The 26,676-nt window shown below is 36.6% G+C and carries 22 protein-coding genes and 1 other annotated feature; of the genes, 19 read left to right on the top strand and 3 right to left on the bottom strand.

Annotated features, from left to right (window positions below; all coding sequences use genetic code 11):
* The first annotated feature begins 76 nt into the window (after positions 1-76).
* The 19 genes from BCR26_RS09510 to guaB all read left to right on the top strand — a co-directional run bounded on the left by BCR26_RS09510 (position 77) and on the right by guaB (position 22,635).
* On the top strand, positions 77-1,429 hold the full coding sequence (locus BCR26_RS09510; RefSeq protein WP_069698754.1) for a PTS galactitol transporter subunit IIC: 1,353 nt from the start codon (positions 77-79) through the stop codon (positions 1,427-1,429).
* 14 nt (positions 1,430-1,443) lie between these two features.
* Positions 1,444-1,677 carry a hypothetical protein gene (locus BCR26_RS09515; protein ID WP_084387099.1) on the top strand — a complete coding sequence of 78 codons (234 nt, stop codon included), beginning with the start codon at positions 1,444-1,446 and terminating at the stop codon, positions 1,675-1,677.
* Between the two features lie 235 nt (positions 1,678-1,912).
* Positions 1,913-2,668 (top strand): class II aldolase/adducin family protein, encoded by a 756-nt coding sequence (locus BCR26_RS09520; protein ID WP_069698756.1) that lies wholly within the window; start codon positions 1,913-1,915, stop codon positions 2,666-2,668.
* A 749-nt stretch (positions 2,669-3,417) separates the two neighbouring features.
* Positions 3,418-8,295, top strand: coding sequence for a beta strand repeat-containing protein (locus BCR26_RS09525; protein WP_420842043.1), 4,878 nt, complete (start codon positions 3,418-3,420; stop codon positions 8,293-8,295).
* Positions 8,296-8,319: 24 nt separating this feature from the next.
* Entirely contained in the window at positions 8,320-8,709 is a 390-nt protein-coding gene (locus BCR26_RS09530) for an LPXTG cell wall anchor domain-containing protein (RefSeq protein ID WP_069698757.1), read from the top strand.
* Between the two features lie 13 nt (positions 8,710-8,722).
* The gene (locus BCR26_RS09535) at positions 8,723-9,457 is read left to right on the top strand and encodes a WxL domain-containing protein (RefSeq protein ID WP_069698758.1); all 735 of its coding nucleotides are present in this window, start codon (positions 8,723-8,725) and stop codon (positions 9,455-9,457) included.
* 31 nt (positions 9,458-9,488) lie between these two features.
* The gene (locus BCR26_RS09540) at positions 9,489-10,271 is read left to right on the top strand and encodes a WxL domain-containing protein (protein ID WP_069698759.1); all 783 of its coding nucleotides are present in this window, start codon (positions 9,489-9,491) and stop codon (positions 10,269-10,271) included.
* Between the two features lie 21 nt (positions 10,272-10,292).
* Entirely contained in the window at positions 10,293-11,030 is a 738-nt protein-coding gene (locus BCR26_RS09545; RefSeq protein ID WP_069698760.1) for a WxL domain-containing protein, read from the top strand.
* A 69-nt stretch (positions 11,031-11,099) separates the two neighbouring features.
* On the top strand, positions 11,100-12,260 hold the full coding sequence (locus BCR26_RS09550) for a WxLIP family cell surface protein (protein ID WP_069698761.1): 1,161 nt from the start codon (positions 11,100-11,102) through the stop codon (positions 12,258-12,260).
* Between the two features lie 2 nt (positions 12,261-12,262).
* Complete coding sequence (locus BCR26_RS09555) at positions 12,263-13,039, top strand: class A sortase (RefSeq protein ID WP_069698762.1); 777 nt, start codon at positions 12,263-12,265, stop codon at positions 13,037-13,039.
* A gap of 319 nt (positions 13,040-13,358) precedes the next feature.
* Positions 13,359-13,811: a hypothetical protein gene (locus tag BCR26_RS09560; protein WP_069698763.1), complete on the top strand. Its 453-nt coding sequence runs from the start codon at positions 13,359-13,361 to the stop codon at positions 13,809-13,811.
* Between the two features lie 15 nt (positions 13,812-13,826).
* A complete protein-coding gene (locus BCR26_RS09565) occupies positions 13,827-15,290 on the top strand; it encodes a helix-turn-helix domain-containing protein (protein WP_069698764.1) in 1,464 nt (487 codons plus the stop codon).
* Positions 15,291-16,253: 963 nt separating this feature from the next.
* On the top strand, positions 16,254-16,970 hold the full coding sequence (gene rsmG, locus BCR26_RS09570; protein ID WP_069698765.1) for a 16S rRNA (guanine(527)-N(7))-methyltransferase RsmG: 717 nt from the start codon (positions 16,254-16,256) through the stop codon (positions 16,968-16,970).
* Positions 16,971-16,985: 15 nt separating this feature from the next.
* Entirely contained in the window at positions 16,986-17,747 is a 762-nt protein-coding gene (locus BCR26_RS09575; RefSeq protein WP_069698766.1) for a ParA family protein, read from the top strand.
* Positions 17,740-18,630 (top strand): ParB/RepB/Spo0J family partition protein, encoded by an 891-nt coding sequence (locus BCR26_RS09580; RefSeq protein ID WP_069698767.1) that lies wholly within the window; start codon positions 17,740-17,742, stop codon positions 18,628-18,630. The genes BCR26_RS09575 and BCR26_RS09580 overlap by 8 nt, the downstream gene beginning before the upstream one ends.
* Positions 18,631-18,646: 16 nt before the next feature.
* Positions 18,647-18,832 (top strand): DUF951 domain-containing protein, encoded by a 186-nt coding sequence (locus tag BCR26_RS09585; protein WP_069698768.1) that lies wholly within the window; start codon positions 18,647-18,649, stop codon positions 18,830-18,832.
* A 90-nt stretch (positions 18,833-18,922) separates the two neighbouring features.
* On the top strand, positions 18,923-20,023 hold the full coding sequence (gene ychF / locus BCR26_RS09590; protein ID WP_069698776.1) for a redox-regulated ATPase YchF: 1,101 nt from the start codon (positions 18,923-18,925) through the stop codon (positions 20,021-20,023).
* A gap of 148 nt (positions 20,024-20,171) precedes the next feature.
* Complete coding sequence (locus tag BCR26_RS09595) at positions 20,172-20,858, top strand: DUF1129 domain-containing protein (RefSeq protein WP_069698769.1); 687 nt, start codon at positions 20,172-20,174, stop codon at positions 20,856-20,858.
* Positions 20,859-21,150: 292 nt separating this feature from the next.
* Positions 21,151-22,635: an IMP dehydrogenase gene (guaB, locus tag BCR26_RS09600; protein WP_069698770.1), complete on the top strand. Its 1,485-nt coding sequence runs from the start codon at positions 21,151-21,153 to the stop codon at positions 22,633-22,635.
* Positions 22,636-22,932: 297 nt separating this feature from the next.
* On the opposite strand, the gene serS is transcribed toward guaB, so the two are convergent.
* From serS to croR, 3 genes are all read right to left on the bottom strand, one after another.
* On the bottom strand, positions 22,933-24,204 hold the full coding sequence (gene serS / locus BCR26_RS09605) for a serine--tRNA ligase (protein ID WP_069698771.1): 1,272 nt from the start codon (positions 24,202-24,204) through the stop codon (positions 22,933-22,935).
* A gap of 58 nt (positions 24,205-24,262) precedes the next feature.
* Positions 24,263-24,469 (bottom strand) — a binding site (T-box leader).
* 69 nt (positions 24,470-24,538) lie between these two features.
* Positions 24,539-25,732: a sensor histidine kinase gene (locus BCR26_RS09610; protein WP_069698772.1), complete on the bottom strand. Its 1,194-nt coding sequence runs from the start codon at positions 25,730-25,732 to the stop codon at positions 24,539-24,541.
* Entirely contained in the window at positions 25,722-26,411 is a 690-nt protein-coding gene (gene croR / locus BCR26_RS09615) for a response regulator transcription factor CroR (protein ID WP_069698773.1), read from the bottom strand. Before croR ends, BCR26_RS09610 begins: the two co-directional genes overlap by 11 nt.
* Positions 26,412-26,676: the final 265 nt, after the last annotated feature.

Below are 26,676 nucleotides of genomic sequence, written 5' to 3' on the forward strand. Positions count from 1 at the left end.
GTGTATCTGAATCTCAATATAAAAGTGTAACAACTTAATCATACCAAATTCTATAAAAGATAGGTAGGTAAAAGAGATGGAAATTTTTCAGTCAATGATTGACTATATATTAAATTTAGGTTCAGCAATTTTTGTTCCTCTTATTATTTTAATCATTGGATTAGTTGCGCGAATGCCTTTGAAAAAAGCCTTTTTATCAGCAATTACGCTAGGGGTAGCCTTTACGGGAATGAGCATGGTCATTGGTTTTATGTCAAATGCAGTTAGCCCAGCTTCTGAGGCAATGGCAAAAAACACCGGGATTCATTTACCCGCATTGGATTTAGGCTGGACGGGAGCAGCCAGTATTACGTGGTCTTGGTCTTATGCTTTTGTTTTCTTTGCGGTTGTATTAGGGGTGAACTTTGTGATGCTGCTGTTGAACTGGACGAAAACCTTAAATGTGGATATGTGGAATGTTTGGGGGAAAGCTTTAACAGCGTATCTTGTTTATTTTATTAGTGGCTCTTTAGTGGCGGGATTTGTTACGGCGATTGTTCAAGTGATTTTGGAGTTGAAAATGGGGGATATGTTTCAGCGACATATTCAAGATTTAACGGGGATTCCTCTAGTAACCGTGACCCATCTCATGAATATTTCAGCCGTGTTGATGTTACCAGTAAATATTGTGATGGATAAGATTCCATTTTTTAATAAAAAAGCGGATACAACGGCTTTAAAAGCTAAAATCGGAATTTTTTCTGAGAACAGTGTGATGGGTTTCATTATCGGTGTCTTGCTTGGTTTTGGAGCGGCTTATGGTCTTTCAGGTTCGCTTAATTTAGGGATTCAAGTAGCAACTGCGATGGCTTTATTTCCGATGATTAGTAAGATGTTTATGCAGTCGTTGTCTCCGTTGGCAGATGCGATGTCTGAAATGATGAAAAAACGATTCAAGGATCGTGAAGTATTTATTGGATTAGATTGGCCTGTTTTAGCGGGACGATCTGAAATATGGGTCACTGCGATTATTTTAGTTCCTGTTTTTATTGGCTACGCAATGATTTTACCTGGAAACCAAGTGTTGCCTTTAGCTGGGATTATTAACTATTCGATTGCAGTTGGGGGTCTTCTACTAACAGGAGGAAACCTGTATCGCATGATAACTTTAGGTGTTATCTATACTCCGTTGTATTTATATGGTGCGACGTATCTTGCCCCCATATTGACAGGTCTAGCTAAAAAAACAGGAGCAGTAGATTTAAAGGGTGGTAGCATTACTTGGGCTTCTATTGAAGGGCCAGAGTTTCGAATTCTGTTTGCAGAAGCGGCGAATCTAAATATTTTTGCCATTGTTGGATGTGTTCTGTTTATTGGAATGTTTGTATGGCTGTATAAATATATGATGAAAGAGCCAATACCAAGTGAGCGGTACAAAGATTTGACATAGAAAGGTTGATTAGAATGACTGAAAAAGCAAAATGGACGGCTTTATTATTTTGTGATTTGTTACTATTTCTTTTGGCTTTAAACATAAATAATTATTTCCTCTATTTTATCGTCATTCTGTTATCTCTTTGGATATACAAAGAGGGAAATCCGATTATTTTTAAAGAGTATGAAGAAAGAAAAAAGCAGAAATTGGTAGAATATCAGAAAATAAAGGATTCTGCGAGTTCAACTGTAAAATCAAAATAAAAAAGATTTAGTAGTTAGACAACGAGGTTGAGACAAAAGTCGTTTTGGGACGAGAAATTAGATCGAAAAGCACACAATACGCTTTATGCATTGAGTGACTTTTGTGAAATTTCCGAAGAACCAGACTTTTGACCACCGTTTATTCGGAGTTAGAGGATGAAACAAAACTGATTTTTAGTTTTTTCCTTCATATTATATAGAAAGAAAAATTGAAAAAGAAAAGGAGCTAGTTTGAATGGCTGATGGAAGAATTTTATTTGAAAGAGAACGTCAAGATATGGCAAAAATTGTGCAACTTATTTTTGAACGCAAAAACACAAACGTAGCAGGTGGAAATTTTTCTTTTAAAACAATCGATGAAAATGGGAAAGAATATATTATCATGACACCGACGATGATGTCGCAAGCATATCTGGGACAGATTTCGCCTTCCCAAGTATTAGTTGTTGAACCACATACCAGAAAGGTGATTGCTGGAGAAGGTGGCTTAACTAGAGAAATTAATATGCATGAAGCTGTTTATGATGCAAATCCAGAAATCAGAGCAGTCCTTCATGCGCACGCGCCCAACAGTATGTTTTGGGCAACCAGCGGATTGGATATGCCCAATTTGACGGAAGCAACCCAAAAAGTAGAGTATATTGAAGTGCTAGAATTTGAACCGAATTGTTCAGAGGAATTAGCGGCAATTGTTAGCAACCACATTAAAACAATGGAACGAAAAGAATTACCTCATGAGTTTTTACTAGACAGTCACGGTGTACTAATCACTACTGGAGGGGCAACTGGACTTGAAGCAATTCATAGCGCCTTGGCTATTCTAGATACTGTGGAGTGGAACGCAGACATTGCTTATAAACAAACGGTTTTTCAAAAACTAGGAATTCTAGATGGGTACTATTCTAAAGGAGTCAAAGTCGGCACAGTCGAGGATTTAATGAATCATGTCCCTATTTATAATCAGTTAGTAGAAACGACACCAGGGGACTAATAAAAATGAAGTTTTGATAATGGAATGAACTTCAATGAGAGTTGTCCCGTACTGTCTGTATCAAAGTATTACTAATTTAACTTTTTCATGTTTTTAAATAATTGTATCCATGCTTTAGATACGAGTGATTCAATTCCTAGTTTTTCTAACAGTTAGTTTTCTTTCATCAAGATCACAAATCAGTAATTAAGCGTTATTTATTTTTAGCGAATGAAGGATATTGAAATTACTTAGATATTGCGTATCTAAGTAAAAAAAATGAAATAAATATAGAAAAATATCTTTTTAGAGAGCGATGACTGATGAGTAATAATCAGCAATCGCTCTTTTTTATTGCGGAAAGACTCGATTCCAAGATTCTTACTAGTAATAAATGTTTTAGTTATCAAGAAAAATATTATAAACCACTAAGAAATTCTAGCCTTAATTTCAGGATTAGTGAGTGTTGAATTAGTATATTTCTTTTTAATTGTCTGAAATAGTAGGTTATTAACTAGAAATTGGTTTTAAAACCACAACTTTTCTCTTTTTTTAATTAGAAAATCCACATATGAAAAATGAAAATCATAATTTAAATGCTTTATACAGAGCCTTTTTGCTTTTTTGTCTGGTTTTTTAATGATAATATCTCTCGTTATTAACGATGAATGTTAATTTTTTCGTTTTTTTATTATAAAAAAGAAAAAATTAGAAAAAAATAGAGATTGCAAAATGTATAATGGTATATATAGAAAGAATATCCTTATATTATATGTTTTTTATTTAAAAAGAAAGGTGGAGAAAAATTGAAAACAAAAAAATTGAGTCTGGTACTATTACCTATATTCTTAGTAGGGATTGGCTATTTTGTTTTTTCTAATAAACCTATACAGGCATCAGAAGATCAAGACACATCCACTTTTTCTTCTGTAGACATTCAGAATAAAGAAAACTTGGAAGAATCAAAAGTTCAAAATATACAATTACCTTTAAATAGTGAACCTATAAGTAATAGCAATGATGAGATAACGTCAGAAGAGAAAGAAAAAAATGACGTTACCTTTGTTTTACCGGAAGGGTATCAATTTGCTGACGGATCAAATTCAACAACGGTTTCTGTAGAAAGTGGACAGAAACTTACAGATGAAATGCTTCCTGTTGTTGAAATAGATGCACAAACACAGCGTTTTGAAGGCTGGTCACTAAATGGAGAAATTTTAACAAAAGAACAATTGTTAAAAATGAATGTATCAGAAGGAATACTACTGACGGCAGTAGTTAAAACAAAAGTTTCTGGAAGAGCAGCTAAAAGCTTGAACACTTCTATCCAACCCATTATTGCTGGGGCAGATCAATCAAAGTTGATTGTGATACCTGATCCTTCTGGTGGAGGGGCAAATTACAAAGAGTATGCGTCAACTGATGCAGGCATGAAAACAGCTTTAGCAGATCTCTATGCAAATGGTAACGGCGGAGAATTTGTCATGTATATAGGAACCAATTTTACAGCAGCGACAGCAACAACAGCAAAAGTAATCCCTGCAAGTGTTACGGCTGCCAACGCGACATTCTATGCACTACAAGGAAAAGTTTCTTCATTAGTATTAACAGGGCATGCGACAGACCCAATCAATAATAATACTACAGCTGTTTCTGGACAAAAAACATTAACCCTACAGGGAGCTTTCCACTTAGGAACAAATTTGGCAATTAGAAATTTAAATTACAATGGGTCAAATTTATTTATGAATGGGAATTCTTTAGATTTAAATGGTGGATCATATGGAAATGGTTGGAATGTCTACGGTGGAAGTGATACAACAGATGTCACAGGTTCGCCAACAATCACCATTAATTCAACAGGTTCTGGGACATGGACATTTTATGGAGGGAGCTCTAACGGCGGAACTTTAACAGGTAACGCTAGTGTTATCATGAACAACACTTCTGGAAATATCAATACAGTCAGTGGTGGGGCATATTTAGGGACAATTAATGGAAATGCATCTCTGACTATTAATAATACCTCTGGAACAGTTTCCAACATCTATGCCGCAGGACAAGGAACAGGAACAAGTGCAACAGCAAATGTTACTGGAAATGTTAATACTGTTGTAAATGCGCCTAGTGGAACAGGATTGCAACTTGATACAGTACGTGGCGGTGTTCGCTACGGAAAAATTAGTGGGACGATTACAACAACCTTATCTGGATATGGTCGCTGGACAGGTTTAAGTGGCCAGTTTACTGGTGGCTCTGAATATGGAGATATTGGTTCTGATAAATCAAAAACAGCAATCACAACAAATTTCGATACAAGTAACTTCACTTCAGGAAGAACATTATTTGAAGGTGGCAATAGATACCGAGGAATTATTACTGGAAGCATAGATAGTCAAGTGAAAGCGGGAGCGTATAATAAAGGGTCTGTTCAAAGTGTAAGTGGTGCTGGTGGGTATAATATCGATACTTTGAGCCAAGCATCTATAGGCGCTGGAAATACAACGACGTATGATGCTTACAGTCCAGAACAAAGAGCAAATATCGCAGAGAATGCGGCAACTTTCAGAGTCTATGGAGATGTTTCTACCAAAATTATTAGTGGTGTAGTAAGTGATGATACCGATTTTGGGTATACAAGAGCGGCTGGTTTTGGTGGTTATATTGCGGGGAATACAACTGTAACAGTTGGTACCTTGAACACAGATGGAACAACAGGTGGAGCTGGACTAGCTTACTCTCAAGCGACTAGCCCTACAAATGATTTCTCTTATTCAACGACAGCAAAAAGTAGAGGATATGTGACTGGCTGGGATATTGTTGGAGGTGGAGGAACTCCAGGTGGCTTGTGGCGGATCTACATTAAAGGTGATACCAAAACAGTTGTAAATAATGCGGTAGCTAGATGGACTTATGGTGGTAGTTTCTCAGGAGTTACTGAAGGAAACACAAGCCACACTTTAAATGCCGGTATTTTGGATACTTTAGAAGGTGCTGGATACGATGGACAACGGGTATTCGGAAATTCTCAAGCAACAGTAAACAACGGTCAAGTTGACTGGTTCTTATCTGGTGGTGGTTGGGATGACGATAAAATTGTCGGAAATGTCGGTGTATCAGTTTATGAGGGATTCATTAATGCTTCTATGGGTGCTTCATATGGCGCTAGTGGAGGTCATGTGATCACTGGTAATTCAAATAATATAATTTATGGTGGAAATTTCTCTGGAACACCAAGAGCTGGAAATAATGCTTTTTCAGGTGGGATTACTAACAATGGAACACTACAAGGGAACGCCAATTTAACAATCGATTTAAGAAACTATAATGGTGAATTTAAATTACCGACAGGAACCTCTATATCAGGTGGTGTTCCTTATAATGTTGGAACGAACTTAGGAACGGATACGAATAATACAATTACTCTAAATATTTATACTAAACCAGGCACTGATGCGCTAAATGGAGCCAATATCTATGGTGATGGTGGATCAACTGCTGGGAACACTAAATCAGGAAAAATCATTATGAATATTGATGCTCCTGGATCTAGTATTGGCAATCTGTATGCAACGAACTACTCTAATATAAGTAGTGGCAAGTTGCTAAGAGATGTATCCGCAAATGTACAAAGAGCGGCATCCATCAATGGGATTAGTGGTGGTAGCTCAGGAGATAACTTCACGACAGCGATTGCGACCGCTAGTACGAATAACGCCAAGTTTACGTTTGGTGCATCGGTTAGATCCAATGAAAACCAAACAGCTCCGATTGATGTGACAGGAACAGGTGTTGTGAACTTTACAAACTTGATAGTTAAAAATCAGACCGTTGTTACGGCTAGTGGTGGAAACATCTTAAACGGCAGAAGTGCGACAGCTGCTAATCACGGAGCAACTTACAGTGGGTTTGGAGATATCTTACTAACTGAAGGTAGTGGCATAGGCGTTTCAACTGCTACAAACTATATTTCAGGTGGTGCGTTAACCATTCAAGGAGAGTCTAAGATTATTTCTGCTCCTGGAACAGGGAAAATTAATATTAGTGATTTTATTATCCCTGACAAGGAAGTAGATCGACTAACTTGGATTAAAACAACTTCAAATGATAGTGCGGCAATGGTTGCTAGTACGGGAACATGGTTTGGTTCAAACTCAGCTTACCAAGTGTTAACAATCAATCCTACAGCAGCGAATGCTGCTAAGGTTACACCAATCGTTTTTAAAGGAATTGAGCAATCGACAGGAAAAACTTTTATTGGCGATAGTGATACAACGAAAGGCGCAAATGGATATGGGATTGCGATTCCAGGTTCTACAATCGATTACGAAGTAACCAACCCTGTAAAAGATGGAACAGGAGATATTAAGCATAATGTTTCGCAAGTAAAAGTGAACAATACGCCATTAACTCTTGCAGTTTGGGGAAGTGAAGTGGCAGGAACACCAGTACAGAAAGGTCGTTTAGTTATTCCAACAAGCTCAGGAGTTTTACCAACGCTGACTTTTACACCAGAAACAGCAACAACTGGTTCGTGGCTCTATAATGCGACGATAGCAACGACGAAAGTTGGAACTACAGACAATGTTATTCCACAGCAAACCAACTCAAATCCTGTAAATTGGAAATCTCCAAGTGGGGACTACAGCTATACAGTCAAAGTTCGATATAGCAATCAAGTGGAGTTAAGTGTTAGAAACGTCATTTTGAAAGAATCTGAAGCAGCTTTAGTAGCTAATAAGACAGATGTTAACCACTACACTGAAGTAAAAGGAAGACCTTTCTTAACAGATGATATTGATGAGAATAAAATTACAGATATTAAAAAACCGATAAGTGCTGGTCAAGTGAGCCGGATGGTTCAAGTTAATTATACAGCTGGAACAACAGCTGCAAACAAGTTGAGCAAAACTGCAAACATAATCATTGTAAAAGATACTGCATCGGTTTCAACGAATCGTTATGTTGCTGTCTATGCAGAGGATGCAGAATTAAAGTTAGAGCAAGCAAATGGATTAACGAATCAACAAGCATTGGAGTCACAATATACAAAGGCGGTTGCTATTTTAGCAGAAGGAATCCAAAGATCACCAGATTCTGATGTAGCAACATTTACAGAAATTAAAAATACAACTTCTGACCAATTACCGAAGTCAGTCGGAATAGATTATTCGTACAGTAGCAATGGTGATACTGCATCGAAAAAAATAACTGTCCAAGTTGTGGGTATTTTAGAAATCTTAGAAGTACCAACTAGTATGGAGTTTGGTGAACAAGTGATTTCTAATAAAGAGCAAACGGTTTGGCCTACAATTAATGGGAATTTAACCGTTTCTGATACAAGAGGTTCTGGGAGACAGCCATGGTCTATGAGAGTGAAAGAACTTACGCCATTAACAAATGGCACTTATACATTAGCAAGTGCTTTGAAGTATCTAGACGGTGGAGTAGAGCAAACGATAAGTAGCTCTGATATTGTGATTGAAACCTATTCTCCAACGGCCGATGGCACCCGGGTGTTGACTGATAGTTGGGGAGAAACAAAAAATAAAGGAATTAAACTAGTTGTTCCTGTTAAAAATCAACGTATCGGAAGTTATTCAGGCACTTTAAGCTGGTCTCTTGTAGATGCACCAGGCAATGACTAGAAAATCAAGATAGGAGAATAAAAGATGAAAAGATTTTTATTGATCCCTCTGTTGTTGATTTTCTTTATTGCAGGAGGATCAACACAAACAAGCGCTACAGAAGAAAAAGCATACAAAGACAATGCAGTAACAGGCTTTTATGGGTCGTATGAATCGTCTAGTTCAGATTCATCAGACTCATCTAGTTCATCACAAGAATCAACAAGTTCTGAAACATCAGAGACTAGTGCTAGTAAGCAAGAATCTTTCCCAGAAAATAAAATATATCCAGGCACTAAAACGATTAGTGCGGCGTATCAAGAAAAACTTCCAGTAACTGGAGATACAACCTACCATCTACAGATGATGCTAGGTGTGATTATTATAGGATTGGCAATGTATCTTATGATCAAAAAACAAAAACACATACAATGAAAGAAGGATTAATATGAAAAAAACAGTAATTTTATACGTATCGTTGCTTTCTTTAGCAACAGTAGCATTTGGAGCAATAGCCTCTGCAGCAGAGTATGATACAAATGGTGTCGTTAAATTTAAAGCAGATACAAGTGTGACACCACCAGTCGATCCAACGAATCCAGATCCAGAAAACCCTGTTACACCAGTTGATCCGACAAATCCATCTGGACCTAATCCGGGAACTGCTGGACCATTAAGTATCGACTATGCTTCTAGCTTCCAGTTTGGCGAACAAACAATTTCAACCGTTGACAAGGTTTATTATGCAGCAATTCAAAAATTTGCAGATGATACGACGGGTCCTAACTATGTTCAGATTACAGATAAAAGAGGAACATTAGAAGGTTGGTCACTCAGCGTCAAACAAAATAGTCAATTTAAGACAGCGGCATCCAATGAATTAACAGGTGCAAAAATAACATTGAAAAATGCTGGTGTTGCTTCAGATTTAGATAGTGATACAACATTGGTTCCTTCAACAGTAAAATCAGAAGTAGTGTTAAATCCTGATGGTTCTGAACAGACCGTTGTAACAGCGGCTGAAAATCAAGGGGTTGGGACTTGGGTTTACCGTTTTGGTAATGATGCTACACAAGGAGCTACCTCTGTAGAACTAGAAGTACCAGGTAAAACAGTAAAACGTGCAGAACAATATTCAACTACGATGACTTGGGTATTACAAACAATTCCAGGTAATCCATAAAAATTACAAGAAGAAAGAGAGAGTAAAATAGATGAAACTTACAAAAATTATTACATTGTCTTCATTAGTAGCTTTGTCACTAACAACAGGAACATCATTAGCTTCTGCAGTCGATGGCGCAGAGTATAAATCAAATGGGGCGGTTCAATTTGTTCCCAATACAGACCCTACAAACCCAGTTGATCCAACTGATCCAGACCCAGAAAAGCCAGTTGATCCAATTGATCCAACTGATCCAGATGGACCTGAACCAGGAACCAACGGCCCGTTGAGTATTGACTATGCTTCAAGTTTAGATTTTGGACTGAATAAAATTTCAAACAAAGATCAAACATATTATGCTCGTGCACAAAAATTTACGAATCTTGATGATCGTCCCAATTATGTTCAAGTAAGTGATAATCGCGGGACAAATGCTGGTTGGACATTGAAAGTAAAGCAAGATGGCCAGTTTACAGCAACAACAGCAACACTAAATAATATTTTGACTGGTGCGAAAGTTACATTAAAGAATCCTTCAATCACAAGCAATTCTACAGCAACTGCACCCGTTTCAAATGGTACGCTAGTATTGAATCCAGATGGCTCAGAAGTAGTTGTGATGGCTGCAGCAGATAAAACTGGTGCCGGAACATGGAGTAATTCTTGGGGGACCGTTGAAGAAGTAACAGAGAAAAATGAAACAGGTGGAGATGTGAAAGTGAATGTCACGAAAGACATTACGCTTGAAGTACCAGGGTCTACACCAAAAGATGCAGTAAAATATCAAACAAAATTAGTCTGGACATTAACAGATGTTCCAGGAAATCTATAGGAAATCAAAGGAGAATACAAAATGAAAACAACTCAAATTTTTGCATTATCAGCAGTAACACTGCTATCATTAGGCGTAGGGACTTCCACTGCATTTGCAGTCGATGGTGGGGTTTATGATTCAAATGGTCAAATTAAATTTACACCTAACACAGATCCGACGAAGCCGGTAGATCCAACAGATCCAACAGACCCAATTACACCAGTTGATCCAACCGATCCTTCTGGTCCTAATCCGGGAACAAATGGTCCTTTAAGTATCGATTATGCCTCAAGTTTTGATTTTGGTGAGCAACAAATCACTTCAGTAACCAAAACATATCAAGCTGCGGCGCAAAAATATACCAATAAAGATGGTGAGGAACAAGAGGGTCCTAATTTTGTTCAAGTAACAGACAACCGTGGACTTGAATCTGGTTGGACGTTAACAGTTAAGCAAGACGCACAATTTAAATCAACCTCAGGCAAAGTCTTAACCGGCGCTAAAATCACATTGAAAAACGGAACCGTAGTTACAGCTTCTGACTCAGCGAAACCAACAGGTTATACACCGATTGCATTAACTGCAGATGGTTCTGAAGCGAAAGTGATGACAGCAGCAGATAAACAAGGTGCGGGAACTTATCTGTTATCTTGGGGAACGGATGCTGCAACTGGTGCAACAAGTGTTGACTTAGAAGTGCCAGGAGCAACGACGAAATATGCAGAGGTTTACAAAACGACCTTAACTTGGTCATTAACAGATGTACCAGGTAACTAAAAATAAGTGTTTGGGGAATGCTGTTTTATCAGTGTTCCTCCGATGCGTTTACAAGGAAAGGGATAATACATGAGAAAAAAACTATTTGTATGGACAACTGCTGTGATCTGTTTACTTGGATTTCTTCCGATAAATGCTGCAGCTTCAGAATTTAAGTTTGCTGTAATACCAGTTATTCCAGAAAATCAAATCGACGAAACAAAAACATATTTTGACCTAAAAATGAATCCAGGAGCAGAGCAAGATTTAGAAGTGCAACTGCGTAATGACACAGAAAAAGAAGTCATTGTAGAAACTGGAATTAGTAGCGCAACAACCAATCTAAACGGAGTGGTTGAATACAGCCCCAATGGGAAAAAACCGGATTCTTCATTGAAATATAATATGGCAGATTTAGTAGCAGCACCAGCAGAAACTAAATTACCTGCTAAAGGAGAAGCAACGGTTAAAATACATATAACCATGCCTAAGGAAAAATTTGACGGTGTTCTAGCTGGCGGAATTACTTTTACAGAAAAACAAAATGATGAAAAAGCAGCAAAAGATTCTTCAGGGTCTGGTATGGCAATCAACAATAAATACTCGTATGTAGTAGCTCTACTGGCGAGACAAAATGAAAATGACGTTACGCCAGAATTACTTTTAAATAATGTGGCAGCAGCACAAGTGAATGCACGAAATGTCATCAATGCAAACTTACAAAACCCTAAAGCAACCTATATTAATCAACTGAAATTAAACGCTGAGATCACAAAAAAAGGTGATTCAAAAGTATTATATACTGCTGAAGGGGAAGGGATGCAAATGGCTCCCAACTCTAACTTTGATTACCCAGTGCCATTAAATGGAAAACCATTAGAAGCTGGCGACTATCATCTGAAAATTGTTGCGTATGGTGGTAAAAGCGAAGATGGAACCTACAAAGTAAAAAATGCCGAAGGAAAAGAAGTAGCTTTTAAATATAAATGGGAACTTGGAAAAGACTTTACGATATCTGGTGCTGAAGCAAAAAAATATAACGAACAAGATGTGACAATCAAAAAAGATAATACGTGGATCTATATCTTAATCGGTGTATTACTACTATTATTGGCGTTATTGTTAATATTCTTCTTTATTCGTAGAAAGAAAAAGAAAGAAGAAGAGGAAGAGGAAGAATTGCGTAGGAAACAAGCGCAAGCAGCTAAACGCCGCAAAAAAAAGAAACTAGCTGACAAAAAAGAAGACTAGAGATGAAAAAAAAGATTGCTTTTCAGTTCATCGTTGTTTTGCTATTTTTCCTAGGAACTCTTCTAGTGCTCTTACCATTCTTAAAGACAGCATTGATTTCCTATCAAATTGAAACAACAGTTATCCATCAAACAAATAGCATACCTAATAATATAGAAGAGAAAAGAGAATGGATTCAACCTCCAACACTTGGAGATGTTTTAAAATCTTTTACAGTAGATTCTAATTTTTCAAGTGTTGGTAGAGTGGTTGTTCCTGAAGTTGAGATTAACACGCCCGTTTTCAATGAACTGACCAATGAAAATTTATTGGTAGGTAGTGGTGTGATGTTTCCTGATAGAGATCCAGAAAAAGAAAATATGGTCTTGGTTGGTCACCATCTGTCAGACAAAGGCTTACTTTTCGGTTCATTATCAACTGTAAAAATTGGCTCTCCTATTTATTTGGAGTATTTGAATAATTACTATTATTACGTAATTGACGAGGTAATAAACGTGAAAGATACTGCTGTAGAGGTTATGGATAATCGAGGGAAGGCTGAAATTACCTTGATTACCTGTGATAAACCATCTTACACAGACCGACGCGTGGTTGTCAAAGGACATCTAATGGATAATAAAACTGACATGCAGATTCATAAACAAATAGAGACAGCTCAAACAAAACGCATCGGTTATCAAAAGAAATCATTGGTTTTTTTCAATGAGTTTAAATTGATTATATTGATCACTGTCTTCGTTCTCTTTTTAAGTACGTATATGGTTAGAAAATTCATCTGATTATTTTATAAATGAAGAAAAAAATTACTATGTAGTGTCTTCATCAAATAAAACGTAAAAAAAATGCACTTTCTCTTTTATTGAAGAGATTGAGTGCTTTTTTTTCAAAGTATTAACATATATGTTAAGTATAAAATATAAATATTTCATTGAATCTTGATAGGAAAGATGACATAATAAAATAAACAAAACTATTGGAAAGTGGAGCAAATACTCGCTGATAAAAAGTATAATAGGTGTTAATTTCTTTAAAGTTAGTTACTATAGCTATAGAAATCTCTATTATACTCGATCATCCAAATAGGGTAAGGAGAAGACCGTGAAATATAATAACCTAATTTTGTTTGGTTCGGCTGTGCTACTATCGGCTGCCGTTGCCGTAAGTGGACCAGTAGACGTCTCCGCTGATCCGATTATTTATAATCCAGAAAACCCGACCGAACCAATTACCCCTAAAGAACCAGAACCTGCAACGGCTGATAGCAGTGAATCATCAGATGAAGTGCAGAGTAGTTCTACACAAGAAACCAAAACAAGTACTTCAGAAAAAGCCGTACAAGAAAGTACCGAAAAAAAAGTAGACGTTTCGCCTGTTCAAAAGCCAAGAAAACGATATATTAAATCTGATTTTTTTGCTAATCCGATTGTTACGACAACTACCTCGTCACAAAACGGCTCAGGATCAGGTAACGATTCTTTTGCGGGTTCTCAAGCAGCACAGACAGCGTATTTATTGTCAGGTATTATCCTGTTAGGGAGAAAAGCAATGTAAAGTGAGGTAAAAATAGTGTTAGAAAACTTATTAGATAAAGAAGACAGAAGAAAACTTCTATTTTTCCAGCTTTTGGAAGAATCTCCTCAATTTGCAGTGAGACAAACTGTGATTCAGGATACCTTAGAGCTCTCTGATTTTTTATTTGAAAAAACCTATGAATTACTTAAAGAGGACTTAGTAGAATATTCTTTGGAAGAATATTTTCAACTGGATAAAGATAATATAACGGTAAGTCTGGCTGAATCAGGACAAGCGAGTTCAGATATTCTTTTAGAAATTTATTTGAGAAAATCGTTGGACTTGGACATTATAAAAAGTATTTTTTTAAATCAATTCCGATCAGTGAATGACTTTGCTATTGATCGATATGTTGCTTATACACGGGTTTACCGACATTTAAAATTAATCAAAGATTTTTTTAGAGAATTCGATATAAAAGTTAGTAAGAAATTTGTTTTAGATGGTAAAGAAGAAGATATTCGCTTTTTTTACTTATCTTTATTTGTGATGCTTTATAAAGGGGATTACAGTTTATATAAAAATAATAATGTTGAAAAAGTTCAAGTTTTTATTGATCGTTTAAATAAACATTCAGCCAAAAAACTATCTGAGTTTACTAAAATGCGGTTAACCCACTATTTGAATATTATTCTTGTTAGAAGTAGGCAAGATGGGGAGCTAAAAGAGGAGCCAAAATACGAAACACTAGACATTTTCTCCCACGAAACAGAAGTTTGGTATTTATGTAGTGACTTTTTCTCGAAGTACATAAAAGTGTCACCTGAAGCGATGAATCAAGAAATCCTTATGTTGTATTCTATATTACTAACGGAAGGTTTTTTTAAAGCTGGTGTTGCTAAAAGAATAGCTAAAATTGATGAAGTAAGGGAATTGAACCACTTTTTTGTTGAGAAATTCGGTCAAGTATTTTCTGTCGATGTCAGAGATACGAATCATTTAACTATCCTTTCAGAACTATCACTTTTGCATTATGAACTTAGTTTTTTTCCAAAAAAACAGGCCTATTTTTCTGGAAAACGAGATATGCTTTACTTTGAAGAAAGCTATCCGGAATATTTTGAATTTTGTAGAGACCTAGTGCGTTTTTCTAAAGAAACTGGGAAACTGGCTATTTGGGAAAATAATGTTTATGCCTTCTATCAGTATCTCTTTCTATTGGCAAATTCAGTACCGTTAGATTTTATTTTAGAACCGATTAATATTTGTGTGGATTTTTCATTTGGAAAAGTATACAACGAATTTATACTAAAAAAAATCCCGTTTTTCTCAGAATTGGCATTTACAATTAATGATGAAATTTCAGATGCTACAGATTTAGTGCTAACAGATTCCACGTCATTGTATGATGACAAAGATGTAGAACGCATTATTTGGTTGTCACCGCCTCGACCAGTAGATTGGTCGAATTTTGCTGCAAAGGTATTAGAGATTCGATTACATAAACATAGAGAGTAAAAATAGAAGCAACCAATAAAAATAGTTGAAACAATACTTAGCCCTCTGATTTATTGTTGTTTATTTGAAAACTAGAGCTTAGGACAATCGGTAAACGAATTGATTTCCTAAGCTTTATTTTTTTGTTGGTAGAGAAAATTGATTCCATCAAATCAGTAACTCAAGTTTCGTACATGAATAATGGACGTCCTTTATGAGTAAATAGGTTCAGGCGTGAGTTAAAAAAAGCGAGACTTGCTCCACTACAAGCAGCTGGTGCCAGTGGAAAACAGAGGAACCGCTCTGAGCCCAAAGGTCAGGTCTCAGAGCTTCCAAGCTTCAAACTTGGGCTAATTAATTTGGTAGAAAGCCCAAGTAATTCACATTGACTTCTAGACACGGTTACTGCCACCAACTGCTTGATAAATTAGAAGCAAAGTGTCTTTCAGCCACTTTATAATGTGCATCATCAAATCACTGAGTTCTTTGTGATTTACAACAATGAGATCGGAGCGATACCCAGGTATCCTACAGCGTAGTCGCTTGCGGGCTGGCTTCCTGCTCTTTGATTTTGAACCTTTACTGAATTATAACTTTGTCAGGATACTAGTGCTTTGACAATCTTATAAATCGCTTTTGATGTAGTTCATATTTATATTAAACCTTTTGTAAATGTGAGATGTTTCAGACTCAAGAACAACTAGCTTTAAAATCAACCGGGGAATTGTCTCCTCTAAAAGTTCGTTATAGAATTACTAGATACGTCCTTTACCAATTTTTTAGAGCAAGTGTTGGATGGGTTCAACGCTTTTCCTTGTTAGATAAAGGTTTCCTTATTACTATATTGTGTTGTGAATAGTAGCCTTTTTTATTAAAACTGAAGAAAAAATCTTACTAAAAGCATTGCAAGAAAGGGACATTTGCGTTAAAGTAGGGGAAGACAATTGTGAAACATTTTTCTGTTTCACGACAGAAAGGGATCTTATGACACCAGAAGAATTTAAACAATTACTAGGCGAAAAAAATATCCAATTATCTGAACACCAGATGGAACAATTCGACCGTTATTACCACTTGCTAGTAGAGTGGAATGAGAAGATGAATTTAACCGCAATTACAGCAAAGAAAGAAGTGTACTTAAAGCACTTTTACGATTCTATTTCATTGGCATTTTTTGAAGATTTTTCAACTAATAAAACTATTTGTGATGTGGGAGCAGGCGCGGGATTTCCAAGTATTCCTTTAAAAATTGTGTTCCCATCTTTACAGGTAACAATTGTTGACTCTTTAAACAAACGCATTACATTTTTAACAACTTTGGTAAATGAACTAGGGTTAGAAGATATCTCTTTATATCATGATCGGGCAGAAACTTTCGGACAACGGAAAGAATTTAGAGGTGTGTTTGATTATGTCACCGCTCGTGCTGTTGCTCGTTTAAACGTGTTAGCAGAATTATGTCTGCCACTAGTGAAAAAAGAAGGTTATTTCTTAGCGTTAAAAGCTTCAAAAAGTGAAGAAGAGATTACTGAAGCAAAACCTGCAATTGCCATTTTAGGTGGAAAGTTTCAAGAAGAGCTCTCATTTGAACTACCAGTGACACTAGATGAACGTCATATCGTAGTCATTCAAAAGAAAAAAGAAACACCCAAAAAATATCCGAGAAAACCCGGTTTACCCAATAAGCAACCAATCAAATAAGGTGGAGGGACACACATGGCACGAATAATTTCTGTAGCAAATCAAAAAGGTGGCGTAGGAAAAACAACGACCACAGTGAATTTAGGTGCTTGTCTTGCCTATTGTGGCAAAAGAGTACTGTTGGTTGACATTGATGCCCAAGGAAATGCGACAAGTGGTATTGGTGTACGTAAGCCAGATGTCGCACATGACGTTTATGATGTATTAGTAAATGAAGAGCCTATTAAAGGCGTGATTCAACAAACAACTAGAGAAAATTTGGATATTGTTCCAGCGACGATTCAGTTAGCTGGTGCTGAAATTGAATTAACCTCCATGATGGCAAGAGAATCGCGTTTAAAATCAGCATTGGCAGAAATTAATGATGATTATGATTTCATTTTAATTGATTGCCCACCGTCTTTAGGGCATTTAACAATCAATGCATTTACGGCTAGTGATTCTATCTTAATTCCTGTTCAGTGTGAATATTATGCGCTAGAAGGATTAAGCCAACTATTAAATACGATTCGTTTAGTTCAAAAACATTTCAACCCTGAATTGCGGATTGAAGGAGTTCTACTAACAATGTATGATGCGCGGACGAACTTAGGAGCTGAAGTAGTGGAAGAGGTTCGTAAATATTTCCGTGAAAAAGTCTATGATACTATTATTCCTAGAAATGTTCGCTTGTCAGAAGCACCAAGCCATGGTTTATCGATTATTGATTATGATCCTCGTTCACGTGGCGCAGAAGTTTATCAAGCACTAGCAAAGGAAGTGTTGGAAAATGAGTAAAGGAAAAGGTTTAGGCCGAGGAATTGATGCATTGTTTCAAGATTTTGCAAGTTTAGAAGACGTGGATGTTCAAAAAGAAGAAGTCCTTGAGATTCCCTTAAATGAACTCCGTCCCAATCCCTATCAACCAAGAAAAACGTTTGATGAAGCTTCGTTACAAGAATTGGCAAACTCAATTCAACAGTCTGGTGTATTCCAACCGATTATTGTTCGGAAATCAGCAGTCAAAGGGTATGAAATTATTGCAGGTGAACGTCGTTTCAGAGCCTCTAAATTAGCAGATAAAGAAACGATTCCTGCAATTGTCAGAGAATTTGACGAAGAATCAATGATGCAAATTGCCGTTTTGGAAAATTTACAACGGGAAGATTTGAACCCGCTTGAAGAAGCAGAAGCTTACGATATGCTAATGAAAAATTTGAAATTGACACAAGTAGAAGTAGCGGAAAGACTAGGCAAAAGCCGTCCTTACATCGCAAACTATTTACGTCTGTTAACCTTACCGAGTTTAGTAAAAGAAATGGTTCAAAAAGAAACACTTTCTATGGGGCAAGCGAGAACTTTACTGGGCTTAAAAGATAAAGCGATGATTTTGAAATTGGCAAATCAAGCAGTAAAAGAAAATTTGACTGTTCGTCAGCTTGAACAAATGGTCACCGAATTAAACGAAAATCAAGGGAAAAAGGCAGCCAAGAAAGAAAAGAAAGCTCTTGAAAAACCTTATTATATCCGCGAAAGTGAAGATCGTTTGATGGACAAATTTGGAACGACTGTTTTGATTCAAGAAAAAGAAGGTAAAGGAAAAATTGAAATCGAATACCTTTCACAATCAGATTTAACGCGAATCTTAGATATTTTAGAAATTCGTTTTGATGAAGACTAGTTTAGGAGGATCGGTTATGTATGATTTAGGCGATATTGTAGAAATGAAGAAACCTCACGCTTGCCAGGTAAATCGTTGGGAAATTATCCGGATGGGTGCAGATATTAAAATAAAATGCACGAATTGTGGACATATTGTGATGATGACACGTCGAGATTTTGAGAAAAAAATGAAGAAAATACTAGAGAAAAAAGCAGACTAATCTGTTTTTTCATGAAACCCCTCATTTATCAAGCGTTTAATCGGTAAATGGATATACAGACTTTGAAAAAAGAAAGAGTGAATGAAGAAAATGGCATTAACAGCTGGAATCGTAGGGTTACCTAACGTAGGAAAATCGACCCTTTTTAACGCAATAACTAAAGCAGGAGCGGAAGCAGCAAATTATCCGTTTGCTACAATTGATCCTAACGTTGGCATGGTGGAAGTACCAGATGATCGTTTACAACGTTTGACAGAATTAGTAAAACCTAAAAAGACTGTTCCAACAACTTTTGAATTTACAGATATTGCTGGAATCGTAAAAGGAGCAAGCAAAGGAGAAGGACTAGGCAATCAATTCCTAAGTCACATTCGCCAAGTAGATGCGATTTGTCATGTGGTAAGATGTTTTGATGATGATAATATCACTCACGTTGAAGGACGTGTTGACCCATTAGCAGATATCGACACAATTAATTTAGAATTAGTTTTAGCAGACTTAGATTCTATAACGAAACGTTACACACGTGTAGCCAAAGTAGCAAAAACGAAAGATAAAGATGCGGTTGCAGAATTAGCCGTTTTAGATAAGATTAAACCCGCTTTAGAAGAAGGGTTATCTGCTCGAACTATCGAATTTACAGAAGAAGAACAAAAAATTGTTCGTAGCTTGTTTTTATTAACTGCCAAACCAATTCTTTATGTAGCCAATGTTTCAGAAGATGAAGTTTCTGACTCAGATAACAACCCGTATGTCCAAAAAGTTCGGGCATTTGCTGCAAATGAAAATGCTGAGGTGATTGTTGTCTGTGCTCGTGCAGAAGAAGAAATAGCTGAATTAGATGAAGAAGATAAGGCTGATTTTTTAGAAGCTCTTGGCATTGAAGAATCTGGATTAGATCAATTAATCCGTGCAGCTTACGATTTATTAGGCTTGGCGACCTATTTTACAGCTGGAGAGCAAGAAGTTCGTGCATGGACTTTCCGTAAAGGCATCAAAGCTCCTCAAGCTGCTGGAATTATCCATACAGATTTTGAACGTGGCTTTATTCGAGCAGAAACAGTCTCTTTTGATGATTTAAACACATATGGTAATATGCAAGCGGCTAAAGAAGCTGGAAAAGTTCGCTTAGAAGGAAAAGAGTATATCGTTCAAGACGGAGATGTGATGCTTTTCCGTTTCAATGTTTAAAAAATCGCTAAAAACTATTTTTGAACCTAAAAAATATGATAGAATACCTTTTAGGTGAAGACTGAGAAGTGAAACAAAAATCAGTTTTGTTTCAGTCTCTAATTCCGAATAAACGGCGAGAAAAACCAACCTCAAGGAGAGCGTAGAAATGGAAGCAGAAATACTACGAGAAATTGTTGCGGATAACCGTGAACTAGAGCAAAAGCTAACAAAGAAAAATGAACAATATATATTTGATTTAAAAAAATCATTGCGGGCAGCGAATCTATCAGAAGAAGCACAAGCATTAGCATTACAAGAAATTCTGCCTGAACTAGTGGCAGGACAAAAGAGTGGTCGAACCGCTCGCCAACTTTTTGGTACAGTTTCAGAAAGAACGCAAGCGATTTTAGAAAAACCAGAAGAAAAACCAGAATCAACACCATTTTGGATGTGGTTAGATAACACATTATTGTTGTTTGGTGTTCTGACTATTATGACAGCGGTAATGATGATGCTTTCTAAAGGGAAAAATCAACCAATGGGCTTATTAACGTGTGTCTTTGGTGCAATGGTAGGAGGGTATTCTTTCTATCTACTTTACAAATATATCTATCAATATGACCGTCCAGGTGTGAATAAAGCCAATCGTCCAGGCTGGCTAAAAACAGGGGCAATATTAATTGGTTCTATGTTGCTACTATTGATGGCATTTACTGCTACTATGGCGTTGCCTCCTGCAATTAATCCAGTGTTAGATCCAGTTGTTTCCATCATACTTGGAGGAATAACCTTTGGTGCTCGCTATTTATTGAAGAAAAAGTATAATATGCACGGAAGTTTTACAGGACGTTAATCTTAATAGATACAAAAATAAAATGTGTTTTCCACAAAAAAGGAAAGCACATTTTTTATTCGATGGCTAACATTTGAAAGAAAATATCTCAATGGTTATCATAATTAAGAAGAGCGTTAAAATAGCTAGAGAAGAGAACTTATTCTTTCATTTTAGTAACAGAATAATAAGAATATCCTCATGTGTTGGGAATTGTCACGGATTTTCCTGTAATGGGCGAAATCGGGTTGACTTATTTTTTAGAATCTGTTATTTTTTTATATAAAATTAAAATAGAGGAGTGGTCAGAGAAATGTCTAACTGGGAAACGAAATTTGTAAAAAAAGGTCTTACATTTGATGATGTTTTATTAATTCCCGCAGAAAGTCACGTATTGCCCAATGAGGTAGATATGAGTGTGCAATTGGCAAAAAATATTAAGCTAAATATTCCTCTTATCAGTGCAAGTATGGATACAGTTACCGATAGTAAGATGGCCATCTCAATGGCACGACAAGGTGGTCTAGGTGTTGTTCATAAAAACATGAGCATTTCTCAACAAGCAGATGAAGTTCGCAAAGTGAAGCGGTCGGAAAGTGGTGTTATCATTGATCCGTTTTTCTTAACGCCAACGCATTTAGTGGCAGATGCAGAAAACTTAATGAGCAAATACCGTATTAGTGGTGTACCGATTGTTGAAACGATGGATAATCGTACTTTAGTAGGAATCATTACGAACCGTGATATGCGCTTTGTGACAGACTATCAAATGAAGATTGAAGAAGTTATGACCAAAGATAACTTAGTTACGGCTCCCATTGGTACCTCTCTGAAAGATGCAGAAAAAATTCTACAAAAACATAAAATTGAAAAATTACCAATTGTTGATGAAGACAATCGCTTAAGCGGTCTGATCACAATTAAAGACATTGAGAAAGTAATTGAATTTCCAAATGCTGCGAAAGATGAACATGGTCGTCTGCTTGTAGCTGCAGCTGTTGGGGTTACTAGTGATACTTTTGAGCGTGCAGAAGCATTACTTGAGGCTGGTGTAGATGCAATTGTAATCGATACAGCTCATGGACATAGTGCGGGTGTTATTCGTAAAATAAAAGAAATTAGAGAGACATTCCCAGAAGCGACATTGATTGCTGGAAATATTGCCACTGCTGAAGGGGCAAAAGCACTTTATGATGTTGGCGTAGATGTTGTTAAAGTAGGAATCGGACCGGGATCTATCTGTACGACTCGAGTAGTTGCTGGGGTTGGTGTACCACAATTAACGGCGATTTATGATGCGGCATCCATTGCTCGCGAATATGGAAAAGCGATTATTGCTGACGGGGGAATAAAGTATTCAGGAGATATCGTGAAAGCTTTGGCTGCCGGTGGGCATGCGGTAATGCTGGGAAGTATGCTGGCTGGAACAGATGAGTCTCCAGGTGAATTCGAAATCTATCAAGGCCGTCGCTTTAAAACATACCGTGGTATGGGTTCTTTAGGTGCAATGGAAAAAGGATCTAGTGATCGTTACTTCCAAGGTGGCGTAAATGAAGCGAATAAACTAGTTCCAGAAGGCATCGAAGGCCGTGTGGCATACAAAGGGAGTGTGTCAGACATTGTATTCCAAATGATTGGTGGGTTAAAATCTGGAATGGGCTACGTAGGTGCTGGAAATTTAAAACAACTTCGTGATGAAGCGCAGTTTGTCCAAATGAGCGGGAACGGATTAAAAGAATCTCATCCTCATGATGTTCAAATAACGAAAGAAGCGCCGAACTACTCTGTGGAACAGTAGTAGCTTATTAAAAAATAGATAACGAGGTTGAGACAGAAGTCGTTTTGGGGTGAGAAATTGGAGCGAAAAGTGCACCATACGCTTTATGTATCGAGTGATTTTCGGGAAATTTCCGAAGCTCCAGACTTTTGACCACCATTTATTCCGATTTAGAGGATGAAACAAAACTGATTTTTAGTTTTGTCTCATCCTCGTTTTTTGCCTATTTAGTGTCATTAATAATGTAAAAAAGCAAGGTTCACTGTCAGCAACAGTTGCTCCTTGCCTTTTTAATCTTACTGAATATTAAGTGAATACCTATTTAATCAATGTTTCGTTGCCCATATATGGGACTAAAACTTCTGGGATTGTCACAGAACCATCTTCATTTTGATAATTTTCTAAAATGGCTGCAACGGTTCTACCGACTGCTAAACCAGAACCGTTCAAAGTATGAGCATACTGTACTTTATCGTTTTCATCACGATAGCGAATCATGGCACGGCGAGCTTGGAAATCTTCACAGTTTGAACAAGAGCTGATTTCACGATAGGCATTTTGAGCGGGTATCCAGACCTCTAAATCGTAAGTTTTAGCAGCTGAGAAGCCCATGTCTCCAGTTGAAAGTGCTAGAACACGATAAGGTAAGTTTAATTTTTGTAAAATCTCTTCAGCATTGGCTGTCATTTTCTCTAATTCTTCATAAGAGTTTTCAGCGTCACTAAACTTCACCATTTCTACTTTATTAAACTGATGCAGACGAATCAGTCCTCTAGTATCACGTCCAGCACTTCCAGCTTCAGAACGGAATGAAGGACTTAGTGCAGTAAAGTAGATAGGTAACTCTTGACCATCTAAAATTTCATTATTGTAGTAGTTGGTTAAAGGGACTTCGGCTGTTGGTATCAAAGTCAAATCTGTATCAGCTAATTGAAACACATCCTCTTTAAACTTAGGAAACTGCCCTGTTCCAAACATAGAATTGCTGTTAACAATGTAAGGAGTCATCATTTCTGTATAGCCGTGTTCATAGACATGTAGATCCAACATGAAATTATATAAGGCTCTTTCTAAGCGAGCACCTAATCCTTTATAGTATACAAAACGACTACCTGAAACTTTTGAACCTCGTTCGAAATCAAGAATATCTAAGTTTTCAGCAACATCCCAATGGGCTTGCGGCTCAAAAGAAAAATCACGAGGGTCGCCCCAACGACGAATTTCAACGTTCTCTTCTTCACCAGCACCGACAGGAACAGATGGGTGAGGTAAATTAGGCAAAGTAGTTGCAATTGTTTTTAATTGCTCATCGATAGCATCAATCTCTGTATCAAGAGCCTTTATTTTTCCGCCAACTTCTTTCATGTCATTAATTTTAGTTGAAGCATCTTCTTTTTGACGTTTTAACTGTGCGATTTCATTGGAAACATCATTTCGATATTTCTTTAGCTCTTCAACTTTTACTAAAAGGTTCCGCCGATTTTCATCTAACGTCATAAATTCTACAAGTATCTCTTCTTTTACACCACGTGTCTGTAATCTTTCTTTCACATCATCGAAATTTTGTCGCATCATTTTTACATCTAACATTTTTCATTCCTCCTAAAGTTGTCTAAATAAAATAAAAAGCCACTCCATCCCATAAAAATCTTGGGACGAAATGACTTTGATTTCGCGGTACCACCCGAGTTCAGCATAAAGCTGCTCTTGTTTAAAGCAAATAACGGTTGCTTCCGTCCTAGCTTCATTCGCTAGGCGCACAATGAGAGACGGACTTCTTTAAAGTAGACTATTTGCTCCCACCAACGCAAACTCTCTGAAAATCTAAACAATAAATACTTTTTCTCTCTGCTTTTCAATTAGAATACAAAATTTTTCAGTGAATGTCAACCAGACACTAGATTAATCTGAGGAAATTCACGTTTTAGCTATTTTCATTCTCAGCTAAAGTTTGATTTCTTTGTATTGGCAAATGGATGATAAAAGAAGTCCATTCACGATCTGATTTTGCATAAATATAGCCACCATGTAATGCAACGATACTTTGGGCAATAGCAAGACCAAGTCCTGTACCACCTGTTTCTTGGGATCTAGATTCTTCCACCCTGTAAAAACGATCAAACAACTGATCTATAGATTTTTGTGGAATTTGCGGGCCGTCATTGCGAACAACTATGACAGCTTCGGTCCCAACCTTTTGCACTTCGATAATAATATTTTTCCCGCCTTTTCCATATTTTAAGGCATTAGAAAGTAAATTATTGAATACTCGAACCAGTTTTTCTGTATCTCCTTCCATTATTAAAGAAGGAGAAGACGTTTCAACGTGAATGACCATTCCCTTTTTTGAAGCTTCAAGTTCAAAATCAGCAGCTAGTTGCTCTACTAATTGTGTCATATCAAAACTAGTAGCATTAACAGGAACGGAAGGCTGCCTAACTTTTGTATATTCAAATAAATCATCGACAAGCAGTTTCATTTGTTTTGCTTTTACATAGGCAGTATGAGTATATTTCAATAAATCTTCTTGGCTGTTAAATTGTCTGTCTTCAATTAGGCCCAAATAGCCGATAATTGATGTTAAAGGTGTTCGGATGTCATGACTGACGTTGGTAATTAATTCGTCCTTAGATTTTTCTATTCTTCGCTCATCCTCGATGGCTGCGACAGTGCTGTCGACTAGTCCATTAATACTTGTTACGACCCGTGCTAAATCACCACTAAGTTCAAAAGGAATCCGATGATCATAATTACCATCAGCGATAAAATGTAATTCGCCAATAATATGTCTTAATTGCATTTGATGATATCGACGAATAAGGCGCCAATATAAAACAGCCATATCAATAATCAAAAATAAAGGAACAATGAATTTACTCCAACTCCAAAATAAATCAGAATTCAATTCTGTTGCGACAGTTTTCTTTGTTTCAAAAATAATCCCTTTAAGGAGAGTATTATATTCAATTATTTGACTAAGAAGAACCATAATCGAGACATTTAATAGTAGTAATAAAATGACTGTGACAATTCCTTCAGCTAATAGTTCACTAATTTCCTTAGAAGTTAGGGTAATTCGCTTTTGTTTTTCTACTTTTTTCTTTTGTCTAACGAGCATCTATTTTATATCCAACTCCCCAAACTGTTTGAATGACTTTTTCTCCATCAGTCGCTTCTTCAATCTTGTCTCGCAAATGACTCACATGAACCATAACGGTTTTGGCTGAAACAATGCTTTCTTGTTGCCAAACGCGTTCAAATATTTCATCAGCACTAAATACCCTGTTGGGATGACTTGCAAGCAAATACAAAATACCAAATTCTAAAGCAGTTAATTGAATCTCTTGACCAGTGATTGTTTTGACCTCGTGAGAATCTTTGTTAATAATTAATGAACCAACTTCCAAAATATCTGGTTCTTCAATAGTAGGATTCATTTTACTTCTACGCAAAATAGATTTTACACGAGCCATGACTTCCAATGGATTAAAAGGTTTTGTAACATAATCGTCTGCTCCGGCAACTAACCCTTTAATTTTATCCATATCTGTTGTTTTGGCAGTCAACATAATAATAGGGATTTGTGATTCTTTGCGAAGTTCTTTGACTACTTGCATCCCATCCATGATAGGCATCATAATATCTAAGATAAGTAAATCAATATCTGAAGTTGTTCGAATCTTAGACAAAGCATCTTTTCCATCATAAGCTTTTACAACTTCGTACCCTTCATTATGGATATAAATACTTAGTAGCTCAACAATTTCCTTATCATCATCCGCAACTAAAATTTTCATACAATACATTCCTCCAATACTATAGTAGAATCTTTCACTTCATATTCTAACAAAAAACAATCGAAAAAGACAAAATCAGCAATAAGTTATGATAAATTTAGAAAAAAATGTTAAAAGTTAATAAATCAGCCCGAAAATCAACAAAATACGTTTTAAACCGAACGAAAATACGTCAGAATAAAAAAACAATCGGTAACGAAAAAAAGTTTCAAAAAATGCAAACTTTTAGTTGACCTAAGCGCAGAAACTTGGTATATTATTACTT

The organism is Enterococcus rivorum, assembly GCF_001742285.1.
In the GTDB taxonomy this organism is placed as follows: Bacteria; Bacillota; Bacilli; order Lactobacillales; family Enterococcaceae; genus Enterococcus_L; species Enterococcus_L rivorum.

What these genes read in the sequence shown, in the direction of transcription:
- BCR26_RS09580 (WP_069698767.1), top strand. Translation starts at nt 17,740, where the DNA reads ATGAGTAAAGGAAAAGGTTTAGGCCGAGGAATTGATGCATTGTTTCAA.
- croR (WP_069698773.1), bottom strand. Translation starts at nt 26,411, where the DNA reads ATGAAAATTTTAGTTGCGGATGATGATAAGGAAATTGTTGAGCTACTA.
- BCR26_RS09520 (WP_069698756.1), top strand. Translation starts at nt 1,913, where the DNA reads ATGGCTGATGGAAGAATTTTATTTGAAAGAGAACGTCAAGATATGGCA.
- BCR26_RS09515 (WP_084387099.1), top strand. Translation starts at nt 1,444, where the DNA reads ATGACTGAAAAAGCAAAATGGACGGCTTTATTATTTTGTGATTTGTTA.
- serS (WP_069698771.1), bottom strand. Translation starts at nt 24,204, where the DNA reads ATGTTAGATGTAAAAATGATGCGACAAAATTTCGATGATGTGAAAGAA.
- guaB (WP_069698770.1), top strand. Translation starts at nt 21,151, where the DNA reads ATGTCTAACTGGGAAACGAAATTTGTAAAAAAAGGTCTTACATTTGAT.
- BCR26_RS09540 (WP_069698759.1), top strand. Translation starts at nt 9,489, where the DNA reads ATGAAACTTACAAAAATTATTACATTGTCTTCATTAGTAGCTTTGTCA.
- BCR26_RS09595 (WP_069698769.1), top strand. Translation starts at nt 20,172, where the DNA reads ATGGAAGCAGAAATACTACGAGAAATTGTTGCGGATAACCGTGAACTA.
- ychF (WP_069698776.1), top strand. Translation starts at nt 18,923, where the DNA reads ATGGCATTAACAGCTGGAATCGTAGGGTTACCTAACGTAGGAAAATCG.
- BCR26_RS09585 (WP_069698768.1), top strand. Translation starts at nt 18,647, where the DNA reads ATGTATGATTTAGGCGATATTGTAGAAATGAAGAAACCTCACGCTTGC.
- BCR26_RS09530 (WP_069698757.1), top strand. Translation starts at nt 8,320, where the DNA reads ATGAAAAGATTTTTATTGATCCCTCTGTTGTTGATTTTCTTTATTGCA.
- rsmG (WP_069698765.1), top strand. Translation starts at nt 16,254, where the DNA reads ATGACACCAGAAGAATTTAAACAATTACTAGGCGAAAAAAATATCCAA.
- BCR26_RS09510 (WP_069698754.1), top strand. Translation starts at nt 77, where the DNA reads ATGGAAATTTTTCAGTCAATGATTGACTATATATTAAATTTAGGTTCA.
- BCR26_RS09550 (WP_069698761.1), top strand. Translation starts at nt 11,100, where the DNA reads ATGAGAAAAAAACTATTTGTATGGACAACTGCTGTGATCTGTTTACTT.
- BCR26_RS09610 (WP_069698772.1), bottom strand. Translation starts at nt 25,732, where the DNA reads ATGCTCGTTAGACAAAAGAAAAAAGTAGAAAAACAAAAGCGAATTACC.
- BCR26_RS09555 (WP_069698762.1), top strand. Translation starts at nt 12,263, where the DNA reads ATGAAAAAAAAGATTGCTTTTCAGTTCATCGTTGTTTTGCTATTTTTC.
- BCR26_RS09575 (WP_069698766.1), top strand. Translation starts at nt 16,986, where the DNA reads ATGGCACGAATAATTTCTGTAGCAAATCAAAAAGGTGGCGTAGGAAAA.
- BCR26_RS09545 (WP_069698760.1), top strand. Translation starts at nt 10,293, where the DNA reads ATGAAAACAACTCAAATTTTTGCATTATCAGCAGTAACACTGCTATCA.
- BCR26_RS09535 (WP_069698758.1), top strand. Translation starts at nt 8,723, where the DNA reads ATGAAAAAAACAGTAATTTTATACGTATCGTTGCTTTCTTTAGCAACA.